At 59.2% G+C, this 16,018-nt stretch carries 14 protein-coding genes; 11 read left to right on the top strand and 3 right to left on the bottom strand.

From position 1 onward, the window contains the following. Positions 1-639 precede the first annotated feature (639 nt). From M1D74_RS15820 to M1D74_RS15800, 5 genes are all read left to right on the top strand, one after another. The gene (locus M1D74_RS15820) at positions 640-2,163 is read left to right on the top strand and encodes a sugar ABC transporter ATP-binding protein (RefSeq protein ID WP_458115939.1); all 1,524 of its coding nucleotides are present in this window, start codon (positions 640-642) and stop codon (positions 2,161-2,163) included. Continuing rightward, on the top strand, positions 2,160-3,191 hold the full coding sequence (locus M1D74_RS15815) for an ABC transporter permease (protein WP_458115938.1): 1,032 nt from the start codon (positions 2,160-2,162) through the stop codon (positions 3,189-3,191). The genes M1D74_RS15820 and M1D74_RS15815 overlap by 4 nt, the downstream gene beginning before the upstream one ends. Beyond that, complete coding sequence (locus tag M1D74_RS15810) at positions 3,188-4,237, top strand: ABC transporter permease (protein ID WP_458115937.1); 1,050 nt, start codon at positions 3,188-3,190, stop codon at positions 4,235-4,237. Before M1D74_RS15815 ends, M1D74_RS15810 begins: the two co-directional genes overlap by 4 nt. A 67-nt stretch (positions 4,238-4,304) precedes the next feature. Further along, positions 4,305-5,351, top strand: coding sequence for a rhamnose ABC transporter substrate-binding protein (rhaS, locus tag M1D74_RS15805; RefSeq protein WP_458115936.1), 1,047 nt, complete (start codon positions 4,305-4,307; stop codon positions 5,349-5,351). 182 nt (positions 5,352-5,533) lie between these two features. Further along, the gene (locus tag M1D74_RS15800) at positions 5,534-6,532 is read left to right on the top strand and encodes a LacI family DNA-binding transcriptional regulator (RefSeq protein ID WP_458115935.1); all 999 of its coding nucleotides are present in this window, start codon (positions 5,534-5,536) and stop codon (positions 6,530-6,532) included. 307 nt (positions 6,533-6,839) lie between these two features. Here the strand turns inward: M1D74_RS15800 and M1D74_RS15795 are convergent, their stop codons facing one another. Further along, positions 6,840-7,430, bottom strand: coding sequence for a MarR family winged helix-turn-helix transcriptional regulator (locus M1D74_RS15795; RefSeq protein ID WP_458115934.1), 591 nt, complete (start codon positions 7,428-7,430; stop codon positions 6,840-6,842). A gap of 172 nt (positions 7,431-7,602) precedes the next feature. On the opposite strand from M1D74_RS15795, the gene M1D74_RS15790 reads away from it, so the two are divergent. The 3 genes from M1D74_RS15790 to M1D74_RS15780 all read left to right on the top strand — a co-directional run bounded on the left by M1D74_RS15790 (position 7,603) and on the right by M1D74_RS15780 (position 10,624). After that, positions 7,603-8,883: an MFS transporter gene (locus M1D74_RS15790; protein ID WP_458115933.1), complete on the top strand. Its 1,281-nt coding sequence runs from the start codon at positions 7,603-7,605 to the stop codon at positions 8,881-8,883. 871 nt (positions 8,884-9,754) lie between these two features. Beyond that, complete coding sequence (locus M1D74_RS15785; RefSeq protein ID WP_458117201.1) at positions 9,755-10,204, top strand: prevent-host-death protein; 450 nt, start codon at positions 9,755-9,757, stop codon at positions 10,202-10,204. Between the two features lie 3 nt (positions 10,205-10,207). Further along, positions 10,208-10,624, top strand: coding sequence for a hypothetical protein (locus M1D74_RS15780; RefSeq protein WP_458115932.1), 417 nt, complete (start codon positions 10,208-10,210; stop codon positions 10,622-10,624). Positions 10,625-10,799: 175 nt separating this feature from the next. Here M1D74_RS15780 and M1D74_RS15775 read toward each other — a convergent pair whose 3' ends face one another. After that, positions 10,800-10,925, bottom strand: coding sequence for a hypothetical protein (locus tag M1D74_RS15775; protein ID WP_458115931.1), 126 nt, complete (start codon positions 10,923-10,925; stop codon positions 10,800-10,802). Positions 10,926-11,404: 479 nt separating this feature from the next. On the opposite strand from M1D74_RS15775, the gene M1D74_RS15770 reads away from it, so the two are divergent. Together M1D74_RS15770 and M1D74_RS15765 are read left to right on the top strand one after the other, a co-directional pair. Then, positions 11,405-11,971, top strand: coding sequence for a DUF6932 family protein (locus M1D74_RS15770; protein WP_458115930.1), 567 nt, complete (start codon positions 11,405-11,407; stop codon positions 11,969-11,971). Then, positions 11,968-13,116: a hypothetical protein gene (locus tag M1D74_RS15765; protein WP_458115929.1), complete on the top strand. Its 1,149-nt coding sequence runs from the start codon at positions 11,968-11,970 to the stop codon at positions 13,114-13,116. The genes M1D74_RS15770 and M1D74_RS15765 overlap by 4 nt, the downstream gene beginning before the upstream one ends. A gap of 268 nt (positions 13,117-13,384) precedes the next feature. Here the strand turns inward: M1D74_RS15765 and M1D74_RS15760 are convergent, their stop codons facing one another. Further along, the gene (locus M1D74_RS15760) at positions 13,385-13,804 is read right to left on the bottom strand and encodes a universal stress protein (protein ID WP_458117200.1); all 420 of its coding nucleotides are present in this window, start codon (positions 13,802-13,804) and stop codon (positions 13,385-13,387) included. 990 nt (positions 13,805-14,794) lie between these two features. Between M1D74_RS15760 and M1D74_RS15755 the strand changes: the two genes are divergently transcribed. After that, positions 14,795-16,003 carry an aspartate transaminase gene (locus M1D74_RS15755; protein WP_458115928.1) on the top strand — a complete coding sequence of 403 codons (1,209 nt, stop codon included), beginning with the start codon at positions 14,795-14,797 and terminating at the stop codon, positions 16,001-16,003. Positions 16,004-16,018: the final 15 nt, after the last annotated feature.

Here is a 16,018-nt window from a genome sequence, read left to right as displayed (position 1 = left end):
TGTCCAGTTGCCAGGAACTATGCCCCCAACTGAGCTCCTAGGAAAGGCCGAATGGGATCAGGTCCGGTCGCATGAGGTGGCGAAGCGACTTGTTTGAGCCCCGTAGGTTGTGATGCTGCGCCCGGTCTTTATAAGGGCGGTGACGAGGCCCGCAATGTCCGCTGGTCAAGCGGGTGTATGGCCATAGTGCATTTCCGAACGCCGTGCTTTTTTCTTTTCGGGCCGTGAAACGTCGACCTTGCCATGGCCTCTCCTTCGAGGTGGTGTTGTTCAAGAAATGCGTCTATACGAAGTTCCGTATGTGGCCCAGCTCTTCAACTGGGTATGTTTTGACCCAAGCCACAGGCACCGACTGAAAGGTTTCAATTCTCATTAGACAGTGAGCTACCTCACTCCGCAAGTAGGAAGAAGAAGATTACTTGGCCCTGGCCCACCCGCCGAGTGGCGCCAGGACCGGAGGACGCGCGTACCTCAATATGAGTGTCTCGCTTGGATCAGCGCAGCCTGTTTCTTACTCGGTCCCTTTTGTTGAGCTAGGTCACACCTCACTCTTGACCTGTCGCAGTAAACACGCATAGAGTCTGCCTGACTCGTTTGTGAAACGATTCACACAACGAACGACCTCGAGGAGGAGATGTCGTGTCGGTAGGCACTTCGGCCGTCGCGCCGCCCGCGCTCGAACTGACCAGCGTAGCTAAATCGTTTGGTTCTGTAGTGGCGCTGCGCTCAGGCACAATCAAGTTGGAACAAGGATCGATACATGCTCTTATCGGTGAGAATGGCGCGGGCAAGTCGACCCTCGTCAAGATCATTGCCGGCCTGTATCGGCGAGATGCTGGTTCATTCTTTCTGCGTGGTGAAGAGGTTGACTTTCATTCGACCGCGCAATCGAAGGCGGCGGGCATCGCAGTCATTTATCAGGAGCCGACGTTGTTCCCGCATCTGTCGGTCACCGAAAACATCTTCATGGGTCGCCAGCCGACGAACCGCTTCGGAAGAATCGATCGCAAGGCGATGCGGGCGGAAGCCCAGGAAACCTTCGAACGTCTAGGTGTGGCCATCGACCCAGACAGGGTCACAGAAGGTCTCTCGATCGCGGACCAGCAGATCATCGAAATCGCCAAGGCCATCTCGCTGGACGCGCGGGTGCTCATCATGGACGAGCCAACTGCAGCGCTGAGCGGGGTGGAGGTTGAACGGCTTTTCGCGGTTGCACGCAGCTTGCGGGATGAGGGCCGCGCTCTGATGTTTATCTCACACCGCTTTGACGAGGTGTTTGCGCTCTGCGACAAGGTCACGGTTATGCGCGATGGAAGCTACATCGACACCAGTGCCATCAGTGCAACTACGGTCGATGATCTGGTTCGGCAAATGGTCGGGCGTGACGTGGCGGAGCTCTTTCCCAAGCTGCCTGCAGAGATCGGGGAGGAAGTTCTCCGGGTTGAAGGCCTTACCAGCGCCGGTGTTTTCCATGACATCAGCTTCACTGTCCGGGCCGGCGAGATTGTCGGCCTGGCTGGTCTCGTGGGTGCCGGGCGAAGCGAAGTAGCCCGGGCAGTCTTCGGCGTTGACGGTTACGACTCCGGATCGGTGCAGCTGGGTGGGCGGAAACTGCCAAAAAACAACCCCCGCGCCGCCATGGCGCAAGGGCTCGCCCTGGTACCGGAGGATCGCCGCAAGCAGGGTCTGGTCCTGGACGACACTGTTGGTCGCAACATCACGTTGGCCATTCGCGGTTCGCTCACCAAGGCAGGCTTAATCTGGAACTCGAAAGAAAATGCTGCCGCCGCTGACTGGTCAAGCCGGCTCGAGGTGAAAACCGCTGCCCTCGATGCTCAAACGGGGACACTGAGCGGCGGCAACCAGCAGAAAGTCGTGCTCGGCAAATGGCTGGCGACCAACCCGAAACTCTTGATCGTCGACGAACCCACCAGAGGGATTGACGTCGGAACAAAGGCCGAAGTGCACCGCCTTCTCTCAGAGCTGGCCCAGCAGGGCCTGGCCATCATCATGATCTCGTCTGAACTTCCGGAAGTACTCGGAATGGCAGATCGAGTACTGGTGATGAGGGAAGGCCAGCTCACCGGCGAATTCTCCCGGGCAGAAGCCACCCCTGAAGCAGTGATATACGCAGCAACCGCCGAGAAGGAACACGCCCGATGACTGCCACCCTGACCAAGCCTTCCTCTAGGGGCATCGGCCGCGTCGCCAAGAATATCTTCGGCGCACGCGAAACCGGAATTCTCCTCGCGCTCATTGTGATCATCGTGGTGGCCACAGCCAGCAACCCCAACTTCCTGTTCTCTGGGGACGGCTTCCGCGACCTTCTCCTGACGCCGTCGCTCCTCATGCTCATCGCCGTTGGCTCAGCGATAGTGATCATCACCCGCAACGTCGATCTCTCCGTGGGATCGGTAATGGGCCTGACCGCGTATCTGACCGGGCGGCTGTTCATCGACCTGCCGGGCATACCGTCCATCGCGGTGTTCCTGGTTGCCATCGGTACGGGCGCGATCCTCGGCCTCATCAACGGGGCGCTCGTCGCTTTCGCCAAAGTCCCGGCCCTCGTCATCACATTGGGAACCCTGTATATATACCGCGGCATCAACGTCGCGTGGGCGGGCAGCGACCGGATCAATGCATCCGATCTCCCGGCCAGCTTCCGCGGCCTCGGTACAGGTCAGATCTTCGGGATCCCTTATCTGACGCTCCTGGCGGTCGCGGTACTTGTGGCGGCTGCCTGGTACCTCCGGAACGCAAAAGGAGGCAGGGAGCTCTATGCGATCGGCTCTGAACCTTCCGCGGCCCACCTCTACGGCCTGCCTGTCACCCGAAGGGTGCTGATGGCCTTCATCGTCAGCGGAGCACTGGCGGGTCTGGCCGGGGCACTTTACGCCGCGCGTTACGGGACGGTCAGTTCCGGCGCTGGCACCGGCTGGGAGCTGCAGGCAATCGGTGCAGCGGTGATTGGGGGAGTTGCTATCTCCGGCGGAGTTGGCACGCTCTGGGGCGCTGCGATCGGCGCGTACCTGTTGCTAACAATCAACCGTGCTCTTCCGATCCTGGGAATCTCGGACTTCTGGCAGAGGGCAGTTGTTGGCGCTCTGATCATCGGTGCGATCGTTCTCGATCGCGTGCTAGCTCTCAAACAATCTCGAAAGCTCCTGGAAGCCAGGGAGGAAGAACGATGACCACCGTCGCACCTGAAACCAGAATCACTCGCACCTATAAGGCATATGCCGAACCGGGGTGGCGTCGCGCCTTGTTGACCCGGGAGGCGGCCATCATTGGCCTGTTGCTCGCAGTTATAGCGATTGCGCTGGCAACAGTGCCGAACTTCGATAGTCCCCTCACGGCGACCTTCCTGCTCAGAGACATAGCACCGATCTTGCTGATTGCGCTGCCAATGACGCTCATCATCATCACTGAAGAGATTGACCTGTCAGTGGCGAGCATCGTGGGGCTCTCGAGCGTAATGACTGGAGTACTAACCCAGGCTGGTTGGCCGATGGCGGTCGCCGCCGTCGTCGCCATTTTGATTGGCACAATAGCCGGCGCCCTCAACGGGTTCCTGGTAACTGTCGTGGGGCTGCCTTCCCTGGCGGTCACAATCGGCACCCTTGCTTTGTTCCGGGGTATTGCAGTCGGGCTTCTCGGAACGACGGCCATCACCGACTTCCCGGAGTTTTGGACGGACCTTGCCAAGGAGAACATCCCCGGCACGCCGATCCCGGTCATCATGATCCCCTTCATCGTGCTTGCACTGGCGTTCGCAGCACTGTTGCATTTCACGCCGTTCGGCCGCTCGCTCTACGCGATTGGGATGAATAAGGAAGCGGCTGCCTTCTCCGGTATAGACGTGGGCCGCACAAAGTTCATCCTCTTCGTGATGAGTGGAGCCGTCTCAGGTTTCGCTGGCGTCTACTTCACCCTGCTCTATAGCAACGCTCGCGGAGACAACGCCACCGGTATGGAGTTGCAGATCATCGCAGCCGTACTCCTCGGTGGTGTGTCGATCTTCGGAGGCCGCGGCGCTATCCACGGCGTTATCGCTGGAGTACTTCTTATCGGGATCATGGGCAGCGCCCTCCGCCTGGCCGACGTGACCGCTGACCTCATCAACGTCCTTACCGGTGTGCTCCTGGTGTTGTCCGTCGTCTCGGCGAGTGTTCTGGCCTGGTTCCACCGCCGGCGTAAATCACCCGCTGCGTCACCGGCGCAAAAACGCGAATCCTAGCTTCAAATCCATCAAAGCTTCAGCCAAACAATGTCCGGACTCACCCGGATCTGGAAAGGAAAAAAGGATGTTCACATCTAACCGAGGACGCCGATACGGCGGCCTCACCGCCATGGCGCTTGGCGTCTCAATCGTGCTCACCGGCTGCGGAGGCGGTGGGGAACAAGGAGGCGCAGCAGGCGGCGCCGAAGGATCTGACGCCAATCTGGAGATCACGTTCCTCCCGAAGAACCTGGGCAACCCGTACTTCGACACCTCCAACGCAGGCGGCGAAGAGGCGATTGAGGAGTTCGGGGGAACCTTCGCTGAAGTCGGCCCGACCGAAGCGAGCCCAACAGCGCAGGTGAGCTACATTCAAACTGCTGCTCAACAAGGCGTTGGCGCCTTGGTTGTATCGGCGAACGACCCCGAAGCCATTTGTGATGCGCTGAATGAAGCGCGTGATGCTGAGGTCAAGGTCGTCACCTTCGACTCCGACACGAATCCGGAATGCCGCGACCTCTTCATCAATCAGGCAACCGCGGAGGGTATCGCGAAGTCCCAGGTTGACCTCATCGCGGAACAGATCGGTGATGAGGGACAGATCGCCGTTCTCTCGGCGGCAGCCAACGCCACCAACCAGAACGCTTGGATCGAGATCATGAAGGAAGAACTGGCAGCCAACCACCCGAACATCGAGCTGGTCGATGTTGTGTACGGCGATGACGACGACCAGACTTCTTTCGACCGTACCGCTGCCCTGTTGCAGACGTACCCCGAATTGAAGGGCATCGTTTCACCGACCACGGTTGGAATCGCCGCGGCCGCCCGGTACCTCTCGACCTCCGAATATCAGGGGAAAGTTGCCCTGACCGGTCTTGGAACGCCGAACCAGTTGCGTGAATACGTGGAAGACGGCACCATCACTGCCTTCGCCTTGTGGAACCCCGCCGATCTTGGATACCTGAGCGCCTACGCCGCCAAGGCCCTGGTCGAAGGCGAAATCACAGGTGAAGAGGGAGACAGCTTCGAGGCAGGCAAGCTCGGTGAATACGAAGTTGGTGCGGACGGTGTCGTGCTGCTCGGCGAGCCTTTCGTCTTCAACGCTGACAACATCGGCGACTTCGACTTCTAGCCTCTCCGGCACTGGGAGCAGGGTTCTGGCCTTGATAGGGCAGGACCCTGCTTCCATGCTTTTGGCTGGCCACCTGCGTGGTCGGTCGTTCAGCTGTTATCCCATCCTTCTATCCGGGGACATTAGGTGGGTGCTGCCGCGGCGAAAGCTAACTGAATTCTGATAAAAGGGGATAATACGAGATGGTTCGCATCAAGGATGTGGCTGAGCGGGCTCAGGTCGCGGTGGGCACCGTTTCTAATGTGCTCAATAATCCGGAGCGCGTGTCAGACAAGACGCGTGAGCGCGTACTCGACGCCATCGCGGAGCTAGGCTTCGTCCGCAACGACGCCGCCAGGCAGCTGCGGGCGGGAAGCAGCCGGACCATCGGGCTTATTGTGCTCGATGTCAGGAATCCTTTTTTCGCTTCGCTCGCCCTCGCGGCGGAGGATCGCGCAGCCGAATCTGACAGCACCGTGCTGTTGGGGGACAGCGGACACGATGGTGGACGTGAACGAAGGTATCTCGACGTCTTCGAGCAACAGCGCGTAAAGGGCCTGTTGATCTCACCGGTTGGCAAGGTGGACAACCGCTTGAACCAGTTACGAGCGCTCGGGGTCCCAGTGGTATTGGTTGATCGGACTGATCCCGAGCGGCGCATAAGTTCAGTATCTGTCGATGATGTTGCTGGCGGGTACCTTGCAGTCAAACACTTGCTCGATCGGGGACGCCGACGAATCGCGTTCATCGGCGCGTCGCAGGAGATCCAGCAGGTTGCGGACCGCTTGGTCGGGGCCCGCAATGCAGTCGAGCAACAACCCGGGGCACAGCTCGAGGTGTTGGAATCGGATGCGATGACCGTGCTCGCCGGCCGAGCGGTAGGGGAGCGGCTGGCTGCGCGCGGTCGGGGAAGCCTGCCAGACGCAATTTTCTGTGCGAACGACCTCCTAGCCATCGGTGTCATGCAGGCGATCCTGTTGATTCGCGACTTCCGGATTCCTGAGGACCTCGCACTGATCGGCTATGACGACATCGACTTTGCGCAGTCCGCCGTGGTTCCCCTGTCAACCATCCGTCGTCCCACCCAGCTGATGGGGCGTACGGCGATTGAACTTCTTCTAGAGGAAATCGAGGACAAGGAGGCCAAGCACCGTCATGTGCTTTTTCAGCCTGAGCTTGTCGATCGCAGAAGCACGCTCTGAACCCTGCCCTATTGGAGGGCAGAACCTACATTCGGGGAAAGCGGCTGGAGACTACCGGTCGCCTGAAGGTCAGCACAACCGTTAGTTCAGGCCGCCCTAACCGCGTACAGAGTTCTGCCCCAGTGAGCCAGCGTGGGTCGTTGAGTTTCAATCGCGGTAGACGCAACAAGAACGCACGCGTCGCGGGCGGCGCGGATGGTAATCCCACCGCGCTTGAGAACAGGAGTCCTGGAATGGATCCACGTAAAGTCCCTGCTGCTGGATGAAGGATCAGGAACCCGCGCTGGTCTGCGGCCCTGCCGCGGGTTCAGCCGGACAAAGCCATCTCGTGGGTTGGATTCGGGTTTGGCTTGTTTGATTGGGATGCCGGTCTCGGGATACGGACGCCCGAGGTGCGTTCGATCGCATGATCGAGGCGGTCGTCGATGCTTGCTACGAGCCGGACGACGAGGGTCTCGAGTTGTTCGAAGTCTGCGTCGTCCCAGTCGCTGAAGATCGCTTCATACGCTGCGCTTGAGACCCCAACGATGCGCTCGGCGACTTCCTGCCCGGCCGGGGTAAGTCCGACTAAGCTCTGTCTGCCGTCCTCCGGGTCTGGCATCCTGCCCACTAGGCCAGCGATTTCAAGTCGTCGAACAATCTTGCTGACATTGGACCGACCCGTCCCGATCGCGTCAGCCATGTCTGTGGGACGTGCAGTGGTGCGGTAGATCAGCTGATTGAGCAGCAGGAACGCGGGCATATCTCCCGGCAAGGGAAAGTCACTTTCGATCATGATGCTTTCGCGTACTGCCGTGGAATTCATCGCCGTGACAAGCGCCTGCAGGGCAACAGAAAAGTCGGTTCCCTTCCCACGTAGTAGGGGCATCGAGGTGAGCTCCACGTCCCGTAGATCCACACTTTCTTGCGGTCTCCTTGCCATGGACTCATTATGCCGATACAGCGCCCCATTCCAAATGATTGTCTTCAGGACAATCAAGCGGTACAGTGATCTAAGTCTCCCGATTGATTCGTTTCAATTGCGGGTCGACTGAACCCCGGCTCCATCATTTTCTTCAAAGGAGAAGCTCGTGTCCCAGCTCGCATCGGACCGCAGGACCCGCCCCTGGTGGACTGCCATCGTGTCGGGGATGGCCTCGTACATCGACGCGGCCGCCATCGTCAGTTTCGGAACTGCGATGGTTCTCTACCAAGGGGCGATCGGTCTAACCCCCCTTGAAATCGGCCTCGCCTCGGGTGGTCTGACGCTCGGCATCGCGTTCGGCGCCTTGGGCGGCGGGCGGCTGGGCGACCGGTTCGGACGTCGGCCCGTCTTCACCATCACCATGATGCTCATTATCGTCTCCGCAATCGCTCTGGCGCTGGCCGGGTCTTTCCCCGTCATCCTGATCGCGGCACTGATGCTTGGTATCGGAACCGGCGCTGACCTGCCCGTTTCCTTGTCAACGATCGCCGAAGCCGCGTCGGATGAAAACCGTGGGAAACTCATCGGCTTCTCACACCTGTTGTGGTCTGCCGGAATCATCGTCTGCATGTTCCTCAGTGCCGGCGTAGCAAGCCTCGGTCAGCTGGGTGCGCAGATCCTCTTCATCCACATTGCCGTCGTCGCTGCCTTGGTCTTGGTCGGCCGTCTGACTATCCCTGAGTCAGCCACCTGGCTCACTGCACGGGACGAGCGCCGCCGAGGTATCAACACCGTGCGTGCAGACCGGGCCTCCGTCAAGGATCTGCTGCGCGGCTCGTACCGGGCGCCCTTCCTTGGCCTGCTTTTCTTCTACGCGCTCACCAACCTCGCTGCTAACACCGGCGGTCAGTTCGGCTCCCTCATCCTGGTGAATGCCGGGGGCGTGGACCTGCAGACCGCGACCCTGATCGGTTTGCCATTCATCCCACTGGGCATCATTGGCGCCTTGTGGTTCATGAAGATCGCCGACTCCGCGAAGCGGTTCACGTACTTCAAGATCGGTGCGGTCTGCTGGGTTGTCTCGCAACTGGTCTACGTATTCTTCGGTATCAGCGTCACCACCGCGATCGCCGCCGGGCTCATCGGGCTGGTGGGCAGTACCTTCGCGTCCGAGGGAATCATGAAGGTGTGGACCCAGGAACAGTTCCCCACCCTTCTGCGCACCACCGCCCAAGGCACCATCATCGCCGTCGCGCGTCTGTTCGCCGCCGCGCTGGCCACCGTGACCCCGCTGCTGGTCGCGTACAGCCCGACACTGCTTTACACGTTCCTCGCAATCGTCATCGCGGTCGGCTGCGGGACCGCCTGGAAAGTATTCCGAACCCGCGACCGTCACAACGAATTCGACAGCGAAGCACAGCAGGACCTCGAGCCCGTGGCTTCCTAGTCAACGACCTCACCAATCGCCACCCGGACCTTCAGCACACAAAGGGAAGCCAGTGGTCGATTTTTGGGAGCCAAGAATGTGCCACAGCCTGTGGCACATTCGCCGGTCGATAGGGTTGAGGCATGGTGTCTATAGAGATCGAACTGCCAGCGGGCTATCCTGAGCTGCCGGAAGCACTGCAGACCCGGATAGCCGGTACGCGAACCATGCACAACGAACCGTCAATAGATTGGTCATGACCTTCACTGGTCCCTGAGGAAGGACATCATCCCCCAGCAGGCGAGCCAAGCCTGGGGGCTGGCGTCATCAAGAGGCTCGCCGTTGATCTCGCGGCTTCCTTCCCTGATATGAGGGGTCTGTCGTACCGGAATCTGCAGTACATGACCGCCATGGTCCGCGCTTGGGCGAGGCTGAAAACATGCCACAACCTGTGGCACATGTGCCGTGGGGCCACAGCCGCATGATTCTGGACAAGGTATCCACCGGCGAGGAACGTAACTGGTATCCGGCCGCAGCTGTTCAACACCGGTGCTGGGACTGATCCCGCAACCTCCCCGTGGGAAACGTGAAGGTTGGTGTGGGCCTAAGCTTCGACAGCGACGGCCAGTCGATGATAGCCGTGTCCAAGAAAGCCGGTGCCAGCGTCGCGTTTGACCTCGGCCTTGACGCCACAACACCCGTTCTGGATCTCGGAAGCGACCGTGCCGACGCCAGGATCGCCAAACGAGAAAGCATGGAAGCAGTCAGCCTCTCCATATCGCCCAAAGTGCTCACCTACGGGGCAAGAAAGGCCTACGAGGGCTGGTGGTGGACAAAGGAAGTTGGCCCGGTAGACAGGTGGATCGATGAGCACCCAGTAGCCGACGTTGACCTGAACGACGTCCTAAAAACCACATTCAAGTCTTCTGAGCTGAGCCGCGCACCCCTTGATGTCTTCGCGGCCGCGACCGACCACCCTGTCCAGGTCACGCGTCGTGACGGTGAGTCTCTTGTGCTGATGTCCGAGAGCGCCGACAAAGCGCGTGATGCACTGCTGGAGCTGGCCGCACAGTTGGTTGCCGTCTCGACGAGCACCGAGGGGACCCTCGCGAGTCGCATGAGCGACCGCTTCCCTTGGATGCTGGCTCTCAGCCCCGCTGACCAGGAAGCCTGCGCGAATGCCGTACTGGCGGCAGCTCGTGCATCTTTTGCCACCCATCAGCCCCATCTGGCCGTCGCAGAACTCACGTCCTGGCGTGAAACGGCCACCGCCATCGCCGCCGGCTTGGGCAAGGAGCCGGTTGAATGGCTTGACGAATCTGAAGCTGTCGAGCGCCCCTAAAGCATGGCGAAGGAGTCGAAGGTTGAGCGGCCCACAAAAAAGAGCGAATACGACATCCGGTTTGCATCAGTCCAGGCCCGGAAGGGTTGGACGGACCTGGCTGCAACGATCAGGAACCCGCTGGCCGATGCGTGGGACTTCCTGACCCGGACACCTGAGCGTGTAACACCCACCAACTACCGAATGAAGGGTGATCTGGCGCTGGTGACCCGAAACGGCTCCACGCATGACCGCTGGCAGCAAAAGCCGACACTCAAGGGCGACGCCCGCCTCTGGTTCTACATCGAGGGACAGGTGGTCTATCTGGAGCAAGTCCATACCAGCCACCCAAACGAGACGAAGGAGCGCCTGTTCCTGGCTGTCCCAGAGAAGACCCCACCTGATCCGATTTCTCGGCATTGGCGGCGCGAGTCCGGTTAGGAACTCCCTGTCACGAGGAGGACAAGCTTCCAATTTGACTGCCCTGGTGACGCCGAATGGACGGCTATGGGCGCAGCAAAGCAACATCTAAGCCGGGCGGCAGTCAGCAGCGGTCGCTGCGGGAGACCTGCAGAACGACACCGACACCGCGAACGCTGCCGCAGTAACTGAAGATTCATGGGACTCCGGCGATCGTCGCGCGCAGCTCGCCGAGCGGCTCATGGACACGTTCGGGCACACCGACGAAGGGAAGGAAGCCGTCACCGCCGTTCTCGCCGCAGATCGAGACCAAGGCACGCATCCCCGGGAAAGCGTTCGAAGCGGGCACAAGCTCGTGAAGGGGAAGAAGTTCACCCGCCGAGGCGCAGGTCGAGAACGTGAAGTTGGCTTGGGATAGAGACGTACCCAGGTCCTGCTCGTCTGAGCATTGAGCGCTTCTCCTACCCCTCATCGTGCACATCATCGTGCAGGTGAAACGCGCACAACGATTCGTGAATGGTGCTGGAACCGACACGAACACTTTCGTGTCACGTTGAGGGTTTCGGCTTGAGGGCACGGTACGACCCCCTGCCGGTCGGAGGCACACGCCGAAGAGAGCAGTGAAAACACCGCCACTTATCAACGGAAGTCACAGGCGTGCCACCAACCGGCAGCGCTTCGAAGTTCCGAATCGCCAAAAACGACGGTTTTGGGCTGCCCTAAATTTCACGCCGCGCCCATAAAGAACGTCAAACCCCTGCTCACCACCTGGCCGGAAAGGCAGGCGTGCATAATTGCTAGATGATTCCCGCTTTGGACACGACCACGTCGTACCTGCCTCTCGGTCGGTACGCTTGTACGCTCGACGAGTTGAAGCAGCGGTACGTGGACGACCAAGGTTTGGCACCATCCTCGACCAGGGCAGAAATTTTCGAGGACCTTCTTGCCGCGCGGGAAATGTTAGATGATGTATCTAACGATCTAGTTGAGGTGGTGTGGGTAGGTGGAAGCTTCGTCACTGGCGTACTTGATCCTGACGACATCGACTGCACCTTCGTAATCAACGGTCCAGCATTCAAAGCGCTTCCAAGCAACCGCAAACGAAACCAAGTTTTGGACTTCAACAAACGAGGTTGGCTGCGGGGAAAGACCGGGCTGCGTGTTGAGTCTTACATCCTGATACGTGAACCCGTTGCCAATCCGTTCCAGGGTGGAGGGATTCACCCAGACGCAATTAATTACGTCAGTGTTAGAGGGGCATGGGATGACTGGTGGATGCGGGTGCGCACCAACCCGGACAAGACGTCGGCCCCGGTCGTGGAAGATGCGGAACCCAAACGAGGTTACTTGGAGGTGAGTTGGAAATGAGAAGTAAGCGTGATGTGAAGGCGCTTTGGGCCGCCATGGCTAAGGGAGAGCCCGAGGTTGACGAAAGCGTGCTCATCACCTCCTCACACGTGAACCTACAGACTGCCGCCAGGATCGCCGGTCTAAGCGAGCGCCTTGAAGACGTGGACCGCATGAGGCTTCGCTTTTCCGGACAGCCGACGGCGGACCACAGGCTTGGAGTGCGGACCGCGACTAAGGGCCTGCTAGCGATGCAAGAATCTCTTAGTTCCGTTGGTGCCAGCATTGTGGACCACATCGGGAAGGCAGGGCGTTGGCCGGCGCAAATTCTCGCCGCGACTGAGCTCAAATTCACGCCCCGCGTCCTCCCCGGCTCTATCGAATTTTCCCTGGTACATACGCCTCCGGGGAAAGATGGGGATGCCCTATTTGAAGTAGAAGAAGCGCCGCTCTTTGAGCAGTCTCTGAAGGCCCTTCTTACTCTGTTCGCAGACCTGGCGGACGACAGCCTTAGTCAGAAGACTGTCACAGATCAGTTGGCCAATTTCGGACCTCGCACCTCAAAGCATCTTTTCGATCTCGCCCAGGTCTTGATTTCTGAGGGCCTGTCGTTGGAGGTGGAGTGGCAATCTCCGGAGGGCCAGGTGAGCGCTGCTTCCATAGGCCGCCGCTCGGCCGCCTACTTGAAGGAACTGGCAAAGGCGAGTGCTTCGAGCACCTTTGAGCGGGTACTTGTTGGGCAGTTGATTACCGTGAGCGAGGTCGAGAAACAAGGGCTGCTGTTGGATGACGGTTCCAAAATTCCGTTTGAGGCTGACCCTGGCTTTCAAGACGAACTAGCAGCGCTTTACCGCCAGCGAGTTCAAGCCACTGTCGAGGAGACACTTATCGTTAATCTTTCCACCGGTGCAGAAAGCAGAAACTACATCCTGGCCGCACTTACCCCACTAGGAGCGGAATCAGCAGCTGCCCGATCTTCGAATTCCCGGGGACCGACAGCAACGGTGGGCACTGGCGACGCATCGAGTGTGGCGGATGCAGCAGAAGAGGAAGCTGTTCAATCAACGCCAGTAGAGGTGGAAGACGCCGCTGCTGACGCGCCAGCCCAGGAAAATTTGGGGTTGCGTAGGCCGCCCGGCGAGTTGCCTGACGATCCTCGACTTTAACTGCAAAGCCCGCCGATTACCGTGTCTGGACACCACAGGTTCGGCGGGCTTGCTTGTTTGGGGCGCTGGCGCCCTTCTTACATTCCACGTTGCAACCAGCGGTGCGAGAATGCCGCCAAAATACTGCTGAAGGTATCCCTAAGTGCTTGGACAAGAGAAACGGCCGGCCGGGCCTCTCGTGAGAGTTTGGAAGTCCGGTGAGGGATGGGTGACCGTGTTTCGACACTGAGGAGCGCGCGAAAGGAAAAGTTGCTAGCTACTGAGGACCTTAGTAGGTGTTAGCGATATAGACATCGCATGGCGCGTTGTGTGCCACGCTGTTTGCGACGCTCCCGAGAACCCGTCCTATGCCCCGCATTCTCCGGTTGCCAACTACGATCAGCGTGGCGTTCAGTCGGGTAGCTTCTTGTACCAGCGCATCGGCTGGCTTACCTCGCGCAGCGAAGTGAGTAACAGTCAAGTCAGACTCGGAGCTTTTGACGAGCATACCCGCGACCCGTTCGGCGCTGTCTGCTTGCGAGATGACTACCTGATCTGAACCTTCTCCGAGGACTTCTGTGCGATCGTTCTCGTAGGCTGTCACGACGTGAAGGGAAGCGCCTAGTGCTATGGCAAGGGACCGGGCGGTCTCGGCCGCGTTTTTGGCAGTTTCGCTGCTGTCAACTCCAACAACTATGACACCACTCAACTTAACTCCTTCATAGGTCATCTTCAGCGATGGTCAGCTTGACCGTCATCTTTGTTTGGTGGGACTGGGCGGGGACTTCGGCTTCTCCGGGCGCGTGAGATAAGCCCGCGTTGTTGTACGGAGTAGCTACCGGAAAGGGCGCGTGGTGTGCCGAGGATCGTCTCATCGCAAGAGGTGCCTCCCTTTTGCGCAGCGCCTCCGGATTATGGTTCGTACCTCTTGGGGCGTGAGCCCGCTGACAAGGGCAAGATCGAAGCTGTCACATGAGGTCGAGACATAGGCGCTTGCTATGAATACCGCTCGCTCCTCCTCCATGGCAGCCTTCTTGTGCGTCGCAGCAGCGAGCTCTTTTGCCACGGCTTTTAAGTTCGTTATCTGCCATTCCTGATCCAAACGGCTGCGATCAAGGTCCTCGTACGCACGTCCTATCGAGCGGACGGTACGTGCAGTCTCTCCACAGGCCGCAGCTACCCGTTTGTCCTGGATTCCATCGTTCAACGCTTGGGCGATGAGAAAGTTTCGTTGAGCAGTCAGCGTGCGGATGGTGCTCGAAAGATGGGACATCCTCGAACGCTTGTCCTCGAATTCCCTACTCAACTTCTGAGCTTCAGTTTCGGGAGGCCGCGATTTGGTTGCCTCTTTCTGGTTAGCCAGGCCCCCACCTTTGGACCGGTAGACGTACATACGGCAGTCCTTTCTACCTCTCGGGGGACACTCGTCCTCCTCCCCGTTACTCGCGAGGAGGGGTTCCTTTCGACGCTAGAGCACTGTCGGCTGCGGCGGCTAATACGCATTCCCGGTGGGGTCATAGGCGAAAGTTTTGATCAGATCGCAAGCTGGCCGCCCCTCTGCGACTTATAGCGGGCATTTTTGGGGATGTCATAAGAGTGGCTTATCTGCCCACGCACTATTGGTCTTATCCAGACGTAAAGCCAATGCATACGCTCGACTTTGAATCAGCCTGAGAAGGCAGCCGTTCAAGGAGGAAAATTGGCGCACTACGAGCCCGCCCAACGGGTCACTAGAATCAAAGCCTCAGCGAGTGTCGCCGCGGCAGCGCGAGTGCGTGAGCTTCGTGCTGGCGGACGATCAATCGTCGACCTGACTGTGGGTGAACCAGACTTCGACACCCCCGAGCACATCAAGCAGGCGGCGGTGGCTGCGATGGATGCGGGCAAAACGAAGTACACCTCGGTAAACGGCACCCCGGAGCTGCAGGCAGCAATCATCGGACGCCTGGAACGCCACACTGGGATTCACTATCAGCCGAACCAGATCACGATCGGCGGCGGGGCGAAACAGATCATCTACACAGCACTTATGGCTTCTCTCAATACGGGCGACGAAGTTATAGTCCCCGCGCCTTACTGGGTGTCCTACCCTGACATGGTTCTGGCTAATGACGGCACCCCCGTCATAGTGGAATGTGGGGAAGACGCTGGCTTCAAGTTGAGTTCCTCCGCCCTTGAGCAAGCAATCACTCCGCGGACGAAGTGGCTCATTCTGAACAGCCCTTCCAATCCCACGGGAGCGGTGTACGCTGCCACGGAATTGCGGGCTCTCGGCGAGGTCCTCAAGCGGTATCCCCACGTCCACGTCCTCACTGACGAGATCTACGATGAGATCTACTTCGGTCAGGGGCGCCTCACGAGTTTGGTAACGGAGGTCCCGGAGCTTGCTGAGCGCACGTTGCTGGTGAATGGGGTATCGAAGGCGTACGCGATGACTGGGTGGCGCCTTGGCTACGGCGCCGGTCCGGAGCCTGTGGTTGCATCGATCAATAAGCTGCAGTCGCAGGTTTCATCATGCCCGTCGTCAATCAGTCAAGCCGCTGCCGCTGCAGCCCTGGCTGGTGACCAGTCGTTTGTCACCGACAGTGTCAAGGTTTATAGGGAACGCCGCGACGTCGCGGTTGAAGAACTGAATGCGGTACCCGGTTTGTCTTGCGCTGCGGCAGATGGGGCATTCTATCTCTGGGTCAACTGTTCGGGCGTGATCGGCAAGGCGACACCGGACGGATCGATTATCTCCAGTGATCAGGATCTGGTGCTCTATCTGCTTGAAGCTGCGTCAGTGGCAGTCATTCAAGGCTCAGCTTACGGTCTCACACCGTACTTTCGCATGTCCTTCGCCACTTCACTCGAGACCATCAAAGCCGGCACGGCCGCGATAACCGACGCGATCGCAGCCCTAAAATAACCATGAAAGAGATGC

This window comes from Arthrobacter sp. D2-10 (genome assembly GCF_054161285.1).
The sequence above is the reverse complement of the archived record's forward strand: the minus strand, read 5'-3'. Positions and strand labels throughout refer to the sequence as shown.

Coding starts and splice junctions, on each gene's coding strand:
- M1D74_RS15815 (WP_458115938.1), top strand. CDS start 2,160: ATGACTGCCACCCTGACCAAGCCTTCCTCTAGGGGCATCGGCCGCGTC.
- M1D74_RS15810 (WP_458115937.1), top strand. CDS start 3,188: ATGACCACCGTCGCACCTGAAACCAGAATCACTCGCACCTATAAGGCA.
- rhaS (WP_458115936.1), top strand. CDS start 4,305: ATGTTCACATCTAACCGAGGACGCCGATACGGCGGCCTCACCGCCATG.
- M1D74_RS15800 (WP_458115935.1), top strand. CDS start 5,534: ATGGTTCGCATCAAGGATGTGGCTGAGCGGGCTCAGGTCGCGGTGGGC.
- M1D74_RS15780 (WP_458115932.1), top strand. CDS start 10,208: ATGGCGAAGGAGTCGAAGGTTGAGCGGCCCACAAAAAAGAGCGAATAC.
- M1D74_RS15775 (WP_458115931.1), bottom strand. CDS start 10,925: ATGCGTGCCTTGGTCTCGATCTGCGGCGAGAACGGCGGTGACGGCTTC.
- M1D74_RS15770 (WP_458115930.1), top strand. CDS start 11,405: ATGATTCCCGCTTTGGACACGACCACGTCGTACCTGCCTCTCGGTCGG.
- M1D74_RS15765 (WP_458115929.1), top strand. CDS start 11,968: ATGAGAAGTAAGCGTGATGTGAAGGCGCTTTGGGCCGCCATGGCTAAG.